The organism is Pseudaestuariivita rosea (genome assembly GCF_017592335.1).
Classification (GTDB): Bacteria; Pseudomonadota; Alphaproteobacteria; order Rhodobacterales; family Rhodobacteraceae; genus Parasulfitobacter; species Parasulfitobacter rosea.
Genome location: NZ_JACNMP010000010.1, coordinates 110,612 through 121,163 on the forward strand (window position 1 = coordinate 110,612; position 10,552 = coordinate 121,163).

General features: G+C 55.9%; 8 protein-coding genes and 1 tRNA gene. 6 read left to right on the plus strand and 3 right to left on the minus strand.

Annotated features, from left to right (window positions below; translation table 11 throughout):
- Positions 1 to 125 precede the first annotated feature (125 nt).
- Positions 126 to 1,124: an ester cyclase gene (locus H7848_RS09210; protein WP_208350466.1), complete on the plus strand. Its 999-nt coding sequence runs from the start codon at positions 126 to 128 to the stop codon at positions 1,122 to 1,124.
- Between the two features lie 9 nt (positions 1,125 to 1,133).
- Here the strand turns inward: H7848_RS09210 and H7848_RS09215 are convergent, their stop codons facing one another.
- Positions 1,134 to 1,883: a rhomboid family intramembrane serine protease gene (locus tag H7848_RS09215; RefSeq protein WP_208350438.1), complete on the minus strand. Its 750-nt coding sequence runs from the start codon at positions 1,881 to 1,883 to the stop codon at positions 1,134 to 1,136.
- Between the two features lie 129 nt (positions 1,884 to 2,012).
- Here H7848_RS09215 and H7848_RS09220 point away from each other — a divergent pair.
- Positions 2,013 to 2,098: transfer RNA gene (locus H7848_RS09220), tRNA-Leu, on the plus strand.
- 6 nt (positions 2,099 to 2,104) lie between these two features.
- Here the strand turns inward: H7848_RS09220 and H7848_RS09225 are convergent.
- The gene (locus tag H7848_RS09225) at positions 2,105 to 3,253 is read right to left on the minus strand and encodes an AAA family ATPase (RefSeq protein WP_208350439.1); all 1,149 of its coding nucleotides are present in this window, start codon (positions 3,251 to 3,253) and stop codon (positions 2,105 to 2,107) included.
- Complete coding sequence (locus H7848_RS09230; protein WP_208350441.1) at positions 3,237 to 4,058, minus strand: RNA ligase family protein; 822 nt, start codon at positions 4,056 to 4,058, stop codon at positions 3,237 to 3,239. Before H7848_RS09230 ends, H7848_RS09225 begins: the two co-directional genes overlap by 17 nt.
- Positions 4,059 to 4,394: 336 nt before the next feature.
- On the opposite strand from H7848_RS09230, the gene H7848_RS09235 reads away from it, so the two are divergent.
- The 4 genes from H7848_RS09235 (at position 4,395) to H7848_RS09250 (ending at position 10,286) form a co-directional block, all read left to right on the plus strand.
- The gene (locus H7848_RS09235) at positions 4,395 to 6,317 is read left to right on the plus strand and encodes an extracellular solute-binding protein (RefSeq protein ID WP_237072669.1); all 1,923 of its coding nucleotides are present in this window, start codon (positions 4,395 to 4,397) and stop codon (positions 6,315 to 6,317) included.
- Positions 6,318 to 6,340: 23 nt separating this feature from the next.
- Entirely contained in the window at positions 6,341 to 7,486 is a 1,146-nt protein-coding gene (locus H7848_RS09240; protein ID WP_208350444.1) for a microcin C ABC transporter permease YejB, read from the plus strand.
- A 62-nt stretch (positions 7,487 to 7,548) separates the two neighbouring features.
- Complete coding sequence (locus tag H7848_RS09245) at positions 7,549 to 8,649, plus strand: ABC transporter permease (protein WP_237072677.1); 1,101 nt, start codon at positions 7,549 to 7,551, stop codon at positions 8,647 to 8,649.
- Positions 8,646 to 10,286: an ABC transporter ATP-binding protein gene (locus H7848_RS09250; RefSeq protein WP_208350447.1), complete on the plus strand. Its 1,641-nt coding sequence runs from the start codon at positions 8,646 to 8,648 to the stop codon at positions 10,284 to 10,286. The genes H7848_RS09245 and H7848_RS09250 overlap by 4 nt, the downstream gene beginning before the upstream one ends.
- Positions 10,287 to 10,552 lie beyond the last annotated feature (266 nt).

Here is a 10,552-nt window from a genome sequence, read left to right on the forward strand (position 1 = left end):
CGGCCCCCTCGGTTGGTTGGATTCGTATTTTGCATACGTTTGCAATAACGGTAGACAGCCAGACCCGAATTGGGCAAGCTCTTTTTCGCGACACCCCGCATGACCACATGGAAACGCCCGAAATCATGGCAGAATTTCAATCCGCAAAACAGCTGGTTCTGGCCCATCACGCCGGACTGGACGCAGCCGATCCTGATGCAACGGGTCAGATATTGGCCCGGGACACATCGCCCGATTACTTATGGCGCGGGTATTATCCGTTCGGTGAGCTACCGGGTCATGAAGCCGTCGCCACCCGGTTTTGGCAACCATTAAAAACCGCCTTGAGCCGACTGCAGCGGCGCGATGACATCTTCTTTGCGGGTCGTAATCAGATCGACGGATTTGAAAGTATCTGGGTGGTGTCGATGGGCCATCTGATGGGGCTGTTCGATCAGCCTTGGCTGGGTATTCAGCCGACGGGTAAACTGGCCTTATTGCGATACTGCACGTTTCACCGGGTCGAGGGCAACCGCATCACCGAGACCGCGATGTATTTCGACATCCCGCACCTGATGGCCCAGACCGGTCATCGGATTTTCCCAAATCAGACCGCGCAGCATCTGGTGCAGCCCGGGCCGCGCACCCATGACGGGCTGCTTTATGACGTTCAACCGGCTAAGACCGGGCAAGTGACGCTTGACCTGATCAACGCGATGATCACCGACCTAGGCCAGTGGCAATCGGGCCTGCCGTTGGAAGAGGAACTGGCGCGCACATGGGCAGACGACATGTTGTGGTGGGGCCCCGAGGGGATCGGGGCCACCTATACAATCGAACGCTATGCCAAGCAGCATTCCCGCCCGTTTCGCAGCGCCTTCACCGACCGATCCGCTACCGGCCATATTGCCCGCCTGGCCGAGGGCCACTATGGCGGCTTTTTCGGCTGGCCAAACTTCACCGCCCGCCCGACGGGTGGATTTATGGGCTTGCCCCCCAGTGACATCGCTTGCGAATTTCGCGTGATCGACATCTACCGGCGTGAAGCGGGCAAACTGGCCGAAAACTGGATCTTCATCGACCTTCTGCACTCCTGCAAGATGCAGGGGATCGATCATCTGGCGCAGATGACAACGGAAGTATAACAAAACCGGTTATTTCTTTCGCACGGTCGGAATCGAGCTTTTGATGTAGCGATATTCGGCCTCGGGGTGGGGTGGATGCCCGTCGGTTTTGCGCCAATAGGCAAATCCACCGCGATAGAGCCATAGGGGAATGATGCAGACAAACCCGATGATAAAGCCGCCTGCATGCGCCCAATAGGCGACACCGCCTTCGTCACCAATCGCATTAGCCGCCACCCCGTTGGCCAGTTGCAGGGCAAACCACAGCCCCAACATCAGCCACGCCGGGATCGGAATGACTTTGACGATGATCACAAGGATCAGCAGAATATCGATCCGCGCTTTGGGGAACAGCAGCAGATAGGCCCCCATCACCCCCGCAATTGCACCCGACGCCCCCACCGTCGGCAAACGCGACAGCGGGTCAGACCAGACATGCGCCAACCCCGCCGTCGCCCCGCAAAACAGGTAGAACAGCAGAAAGCCGATGTGGCCCAGCTCTTCCTCCATATTGTCGCCAAAAATGTATAAAAACAGCATGTTACCGGCCAGATGCATGATGCCGCCATGCAGGAAGGTTGAGGTTAGAACGGTGTAAGATCGCTCTCCCTCACTCACTAGCAGTGGGATCATGGCCCAATCAAACCAAAACGCATTCAGCGCTGCGGGGTCGGAAAACAGCGACCAATAGCTGACAAAGACGACAATATTCAGCGCGATCAACGCATAGGTCACAAACGGCGTTTTTTCAGATGGATTGTGATCGCGAAACGGAAACATGGCCCGACGCTGGCCCAGCCCAAGCAAGGTGTCAAGCCGAACGGCAAAGCCGCCAACGGACAAAAAACCGCAGCGACAACGTCACGGCCCCTTTACCTTGTTTTCGCAATCCGTATTGTGCGCCCCCAGGCCCGCGTGGTGGAATGGTAGACACAGGGGACTTAAAATCCCCAGGCAGGAATGCCGTGCCGGTTCGAGTCCGGCCGCGGGTACCAAATAATTTATACAAAACGATTTCCATTAATCACATAGTCCACCTTATGTGCCTCGCTCAATGTTGGCGGTTCCAGCCGCTCCGCCATTTTCAGGATCACCTTTTGCGGCACCACTGCCGCCCGATCAGCATTTTGGCGCAGCAGTGTGTTCGGGGCCGGTTCAAGGTAAACGATGCGGATATTTGCCCCATAATCGCGCAGCAGCCGCAGCACCTTGGATCGGACCTGAGCAGTGATATTCGTTGCATTCCACGCAAAGTCGCGCCGGGCTCTTAAATGATCCTTTGCGCGATCATAGGCGGCGTGAACGACATACCCCTGATTGCCAGTCGCAGATGCGTTCAGTTCGGCCCGGATGGCATCCAGGCTGACCACCGGCAGATCGGGGTGGTGATGTGCCAGCCATGTATCCTTGCCCGCACCGGGCAGCCCGGACATGACTGTGACATGGCACCTGAAATCCTCAAAGGCCGCAAAATGCGGATCGCGGTCGTCGCGTTCGAAATACGCAACCCGGCTTTCGTCATTGGCAAAGGTGAATGGCGCAGATAGACAGCCCGCTTCCTCAAACACCAGCCGGGCTAGGTCGACATTTTCGATGATCGCCTGCTGGTCGTCGCAAATCCGACCCAGTGCATCGGCGTGGGCATGCAGACACAGCAAATCGGGCCGACAGGTCCAACTGGTCTGAATGGCCAGCCTGCGCGGATCGGGTCGTTCGATCAGCCAAAACGGCAGTTGATGATGCAGGATGATCCCACATAACGCTTCACGCCAGACAAAGGGCGCACCCACCTGCCACAACAGAAATCGCGCGATATTTGCGCCGATGCGTGAGTGCCCGCGTGAAGTAATGCGCCCGTCGTCCTCGTGCTGCGTCGTTGTAGGCTTGCCGATGTCGTGCAGGCACGCGGCCCAGAACAGCATCGACCGGTCGTTGTCAGGCAATGCGCGCCATTTTGCATCGGAGACCAGGGCCTTAACCACCATGCGGGTGTGCGTGCCCACGTCCCCTTCGCCATGGTGAACCGGATCCTGCGGACAGGTGTCCAGAGCGGTAAACTCAGGCCACAGCGACCAAAGGGCGGGCCAATCGACCCGCCACTCGGGCACCTGCGGAACAAGGGCGATCAGGTCCTTAAATGTCGGGGTCATCATAGGCCCCCTTCACGCCAAGAACCGGGGCAAAAATATCGACGCCATCCGCCAATGCATTCGGCAGAATGGGTCGATCCAGCCAGTGCCCTTCGGCCGCCTGAATGGCCTGTATGAAATCGTCACGGACGTATTTCAGCCGTTCTTCAACCAGATGGTCCGTTTCGACCTTGATATATAACCCCTCGGCCAGATCGCTGTCTTCGGTCTGCTTTTCGACGAAATCCGCCCGACTGCCCGAGGTCTGCGCGGCACGGTCCAGCGCCGCACGCCAGTCTGTGGATTTGTAAAGCGATGGCTGAACAAGGCGCTCGAGCTGCGCAACCGAATTGACGTGGCCCTGAAAGACGACGGGCACGGGCATCACCGGCAAGCCGAACAGCACATCCCGTCGGGCCGCGGTCGACAGAAACTGCCCCGTTTGCCGATCCAGAACGTCGAACTCCATAAAGTAATGCGGCAGGCGATCGTAAAACACTGTGTGCTTGGCGTACATCCATTCGCCATACATCACGTACCGGTCACCCAGCACCTGATGAAACGCAGCGTGATGCACGTTGGCCCAGGTTTTAAACAGATCGAAATGCCGTTCACGCGCGCCACCGGTCAGGTAGTGGCCCCGGCTTTGCAACAGCAATTCGCCCTGCGCATCGAACGAAATGGCCGAATTGGCGCCATCCAGCTTTTCCTCAATCGTCAGGAATCGCCCGTTTAGGTCGGCAATGGGCATATCATCGCCCAGATCCCCATGCTGAAGGCGCGATCCTTCAACGTGCCGCGTCCGCGGATATTTCAAGATAGTCATCGTAAGTCTCGCTTATTCGGGGCTTGGCCCACACATGAAAAACAACCCGGCAGAAACTGACGGGCAAAGCGTTCATCAAAAGTGCGAAGACTTACATTGGTCTGCCATGGGTCCAGAGGTTGGAATGTGCGAGTGCCTTAAATGACGTGCTGTTTTATGACAAGAGCTGCGGGAATAACCCGTCTTGAGTGTTGCACATCGGATATTCTGCCCAAATCGCGGGCATTTGAACTGATCATCAAGAGTTGATCACATATTCTCAACTGGACAGTTCGACTTCTGGAAAATTACATTACCTACATAGAACATATAATTATGCGTCGCAGGAGTACAAGAATGCAGCCATCCCGCCAGACAACATCCCGCGCAAAGGCCCGTGTTATTGCCCGGAAATTATCGGTTTCACAGATCGCAATCGGGTTTTCGGTTTTTATCGTTGCGTTGATTTGGATGGCTCTCACTGCCTTTGCCGACGAAGAACGGATCATCAAATCACATGCCTACGCGATTCTGGGGGAACCGAAGTACCCTGCGGATTTTGAACATTTTGACTATGTGAACCCCGATGCGCCGAAGGGTGGCGAAATTTCGACATGGGCGCGGGGCACCTTTGACAGCATGAACCCCTTCAGCCTGCAGGGTCGCGCGGCGGCCCTATCCAGCAGTTCGATCGAACGCCTGATGATTTCGTCCGCTGACGAACCCGGCACGCGTTATGGTCTGATCGCTGAATCCCTAGAATATCCGGAAAGTGAAGACTGGGTCATTTACAACCTGCGACCCGAGGCACGCTTTTCCGACGGCACGCCTGTCACTGCCGACGATGTTGTCTTCACCCATGAATTGCTGATGGAACAGGCCCTTCCGTCTTATCGCGAGGCGATTTCGCAGCTTGTTCAGAAGGTTGAGGCACTGGATACCCATCGCGTCAAATTCACGTTCATGCCGGATGTGCCCCGCGATGGTCTGATCAGCCAGACGACCGCGTCGGCCGTGATGTCACGAAAGTGGTTCGAAGAAACAGGCGAACGCCTTGATGAAAGCACACTGACCCAGTTTTTGGGAACGGGACCTTATGTGCTGGATGACTACACCATCAACCGCAGCGTAACTTATCGCCGGAACCCCGATTACTGGGGCAAAGACCTGCCCGTAAACCGCGGGCGCCATAATTTTGATGCCATTCGTATCGAGTATTTTGGCGACAATAATGCGGCACTCGAAGGCTTTAAGGGCGGCGCATACACTTTCCGTCTGGAAGACGACGCGCTGACCTGGGCCACAAAATATGACTTTCCCGCAGTGCGAAACGGCATTGTCAAGATGGAAGAAATTCCCGATGGAAACTTGCCTTTTGCGGAAGGTTTCGTCTTCAACCTGGCCCGTCCGCAATTTCAAGACGTCCGCGTGCGCGAAGCCATCGGGTTGATGTATAATTTCGAATGGACGAACGAAAGCCTGCAGTTTGGCCTGTTCAATCAGCGCCATTCGTTCTGGGAAAACTCGGAACTGGCGGCATCGGGTGTGCCCGAAGGCGCCGAACTGGCCTTTCTGCGATCGCTTGGTGACATGATCGACCCCAGCCTTTTGACGGATGAGGTCGTGATGGCCCATACATCAGGACAGCGTCAGCTAGACCGCCGTAACCTGCGCCGTGCGTCGCAGTTGCTGGACGAAGCAGGATGGGAGGTCGGCAGCGACGGGACACGCCGGAATGCTGAGGGTCAGACGCTGGATCTGGAGTTTCTAAGCGACAATGTCGAAATTGAACGCATCGCGTCCGGCTTTATCCAGAACCTGCAGGCGCTTGGGGTGAATGCCAGCTTTAACCGTGTTGATCCCGCCCAGTATACCAATCGTGAGCGTGATCGCGATTATGATATGATCTACAGCACGCGGTATTTGACATCGCTGGTCCCAGGGCTTGGATATTCGCAGCGCTTCGGATCCGCTGACGCAGGGTACAGTGTCTTCAACCCGGCAGGCTTCGGCACGCCCGCCGGTGACGCTATCATAGAAAAGCTGGTTGCCGCGGAAACGCCCGAAGAATTCGCAGTGACGACCAAGGCGCTTGATCGTCTGATGCGTGCCGAGCGCTTTGTCATACCGACTTGGTACAAGGCCAACCACTGGGTCGCCTATTACGATCAATATGAATATCCTGAAAACATGCCTCCTTACGCTCTGGGCTATCTGGATTTCTGGTGGTATGACGAAAGCGAAGCACAAGAAATAAGGGCAGCCGGTGCCCTTAGATAATAACAAGCTGAGCCGTTAAGCCCATGGGCGCCTATATCCTTCGCAGATTACTTTTGATCATCCCCACATTATTCGGGATCATGGTCATCAACTTCGCGCTTGCACAATTCGTCCCCGGTGGGCCGGTTGATCAGGCCATCGCCCGGGCGACCGGTGGCGGTGACGTGCTGGAAGGGATCACCGGCGGCCCAAGCGGCGGTTTCGATCAGCAAGCGGCGGGCGAAGAAACCTATATCGGCGCCCGCGGTTTGCCGCCCGAATTCATCGAACAGCTGGAACGCGAATTCGGCTTTGACAAACCGCCACTTGAGCGGTTCCTGAACATGATGTGGAATTATATCCGCTTTGATTTCGGCGATAGTTATTTCCAGTCGCGTTCCGTGGTCGATCTGGTTGTCGAAAAGTTGCCCGTATCCATCACGCTTGGGTTATGGTCGACATTTATTGCCTATCTGATCTCGATCCCCTTGGGCATTCGCAAGGCCGTGCGCGACGGGTCGCGCTTTGATACGTGGACCTCGGGCGTTGTTATCATTGGCTATGCCATTCCGGGCATTCTGTTTGCCGTTCTTCTGCTGGTGTTGTTTGTGGGCGGCAACTGTTTCAGGCTGCCCTACATCCAGGATATCTGGCCGGGGGGCGAGGCCTTCAATCCCACGTGCCGTCAGTTGTTTCCCCTGCGCGGTCTGACGTCCGACAATTGGGATCAGCTGTCGCTGGTTGGAAAAGTGACCGATTATCTTTGGCACATCATACTGCCAGTTATATCTGTGACCATCGCGGCTTTTGCGACACTTACACTTCTGACCAAGAATTCCTTCATCGATGAAATCAACAAGCAATATGTCATCACCGCCAAAGCCAAGGGGCTGACCGAACGTCGTGTGCTTTACGGCCACGTCTTCCGCAATGCGATGCTGATCATAATCGCGGGTTTTCCATCGGTTTTCATCGGTTCGTTTTTCACGGGCGTCCTGCCGATCGAGATCATTTTTTCGCTTGATGGTTTGGGCCGATTGGGGTTCGAGGCTGCCGTTGCACGCGATTATCCCATCGTCTTTGGCACGCTGTTCATCTTTGGCCTGATGGCGCTAGTCATCAACATCATCAGTGATCTGATGTATGTGATCGTTGACCCGCGCATCGATTTCGAGCGGAGGCAGGCATGACCGATACCCCTCTGACATCTGTACCCCCCGTTGCGCCAAAGCCGAAAAAAGGCTTTTTTACTATGTCGCCCATCGCGAAACGGCGGTGGCGTAATTTCAAACAGAACCGACGTGCCTTTTGGTCACTGATCATCTTCAGCGTATTGTTTTTCACTTCGCTTTTTGCCGAGTTCATTGCCAACGACAAACCGATCCTTGTTCGGTATGAAGGTCAGTATTATATGCCGATCTTGCGCTTTTATCCCGAAACGCAATTCGGCGGTGACCTTCGCACCGAGGCGATCTATCGCGATATCGAGGTTCAGTGCCTGATCCTGTCACAGGGAGCCGAAGAATGCTGGGACGACCCCGAAGGTGTGATCGAAGAGGCGCGAACAGGCACCATCGCTGGGCGCGATATCACGCCAGGCTGGATCCTTTGGCCGCTGATCCCCTACAGCTATGATACACCCAATAATCTTGGTCGCGCCGCACCCACCGCCCCGGACGCCAATCACTGGCTGGGCACCGATGACACAACACGCGATGTCTTGGCCCGCGTCATTCATGGGTTCCGTCTGTCGGTGCTGTTCGCACTGATTGTCACCACCTGCGCCAGTATTCTTGGCATTATCGCGGGGGCCGTTCAGGGGTATTTCGGCGGCGTTCTGGATCTGACGTTCCAGCGCCTGATCGAAATCTGGGTTTCCACCCCGTCGCTATATATCATCATTATCCTGTTCGCTATTCTTGGGCGAAGTTTCTGGCTGTTGGTCTTTATCATGGTCATCCTTGGCTGGCCCGCCTTAACGGGATTAGTGCGCGCTGAATTTCTGCGGGCGCGCAACTTTGAATATGTTCGCGCAGCACAGGCCCTGGGTGTCAGCAACTGGACGATCATGTTCCGCCATATGCTGCCAAATGCCATGGTCGCGACACTGACCATGCTGCCCTTTATCGTCACGGGCGTTATCTCAAGCCTGGCCATTCTTGATTATCTGGGCTTTGGTCTGCCGGCTGCGGCGCCATCACTGGGGGAAATGATCCTGCAAGGCCAACGCAATCTGCAAGCGCCATGGCTGGGTCTGACAGCCTTTTTCACCTTTGCAATCATGCTGTCGCTTCTGGTCTTCATTTTTGAAGGGGTGCGCGATGCCTTTGACCCTAGAAAGATCTTCAGATGACCGCCGTTCTTGATATCCGCGATCTGCGCGTATCCTTCCGCCAGGACGGCAAGACGGTTCAGGCCGTCAAGGGCGTCAGCTTTACTGTCGGCAAGGGCGAAACCGTAGCGCTGGTCGGCGAAAGTGGGTCGGGCAAATCTGTGACCGCTTTGTCGACCGTCCAGCTTCTGGGCGACAATGCCAATGTCGAAGGATCGGTACAGTACAACAACGAACAGATGATCGGTGCGCCCGAAAGTACCCTGCGCCGTGTTCGCGGCAATGACATCAGTTTCATTTTTCAGGAACCGATGACGTCGCTCAACCCGCTGCACAAGCTGGAACGGCAACTGGCCGAAAGCCTGGAGTTGCACCAGGGGCTGACCGGCGCTGCCGCCCGCGTCCGCATTCTGGACCTGCTGCAAAAGGTCGGTATCCGCGACGCCGAAAGCCGTTTGGGCGCCTATCCGCACCAGCTGTCCGGTGGCCAGCGTCAGCGGGTGATGATCGCCATGGCCCTTGCCAACGGCCCGGACCTGCTGATCGCGGACGAACCCACGACAGCCCTTGATGTCACCATTCAAGCGCAAATCCTGGATCTGCTGGCCGATCTGAAACGGGCCGAGCAGATGTCGATGCTTTTCATCACCCACGACCTGGGTATCGTTCGCAAGATTGCCGACCGGGTCTGTGTGATGAAAGATGGTGAAATCGTCGAAACGGGTCCCGTCGAGCAGATATTCAACACACCCCACCACCCCTACACCAAGCTGTTGCTATCGGCCGAGGCCAAAGGCCACCCGATCCCGACGCCCGACAATGCGCCCGAGGTGCTTAAAACCGAAGACCTGCGCATCTGGTTTCCGATCCAAGCGGGCTTACTGAAACGTACTGTCGGTCATGTGAAAGCCGTGAATCAGGCCAGTCTGTCTGTCCGCGCGGGCGAAACCCTTGGGGTGGTGGGTGAAAGCGGATCGGGCAAGACGACTCTTGCACTGGCCATTCTGAGGCTGATCCAGTCCCAGGGTCAGATACTCTATGATGGTCAAGATATCCGCGCCTGGTCCGGGCAAAAACTGCGCAGCCTGCGTCGCGACATGCAGATTGTGTTCCAGGACCCCTATGGATCACTTTCGCCGCGCATGACGGTGCACCAGATCATTGCCGAAGGGCTGTCGATCCACAAAATCGACAAGACCCGCGACGACCGTGAAATGGTGGCTGAAATCATGCAAGAGGTAGGCCTCGATCCTATGACAATGGATCGATATCCGCATGAATTTTCCGGCGGTCAGCGCCAGCGCATTGCCATTGCACGCGCCATGATCCTGCGCCCGCGTCTGGTGGTGCTGGACGAACCGACCAGCGCGCTGGACATGACAGTGCAGGTTCAGATCGTCGATCTGCTGCGTGATCTGCAACAAAAGTATCAACTGGCCTATTTGTTTATCAGCCACGACCTGAAGGTCGTCCGCGCCCTGTCGCACAAGGTTATGGTGATGAAACAAGGCGATGTGGTCGAGGCCGGTACTGCAGACCAGATCTTTGACAATCCGCAGACCGATTACACCCGAACCTTGATCCACGCGGCCTTCGATATCACCATCGACGACAGCCCCGTCACCCCTGCCACTGAATTGACTCAGGCCGGAAGCTGATTGTTCGGGCCAGCTTTAGAACAGGCCAGATGTGTGAAAAAAATCTGTCCGCTCACAAGAGTTTATAACACTAAGACGATCATTAGCTAAAAACATCGAAGTCAGAGGCTTAACTCGATCATTCGGCGGCAGTGCGTGCTAGAGCGTGATGAAATCGACCTGAATCAAGGGGGATTCACATAGGCTTATTTTGCTGATTCACTGTCGCCGACCACAAGATGGAGGGCGAGCAGTGGGTAAGGCACTTTCGATGGACCTTCGGGAGA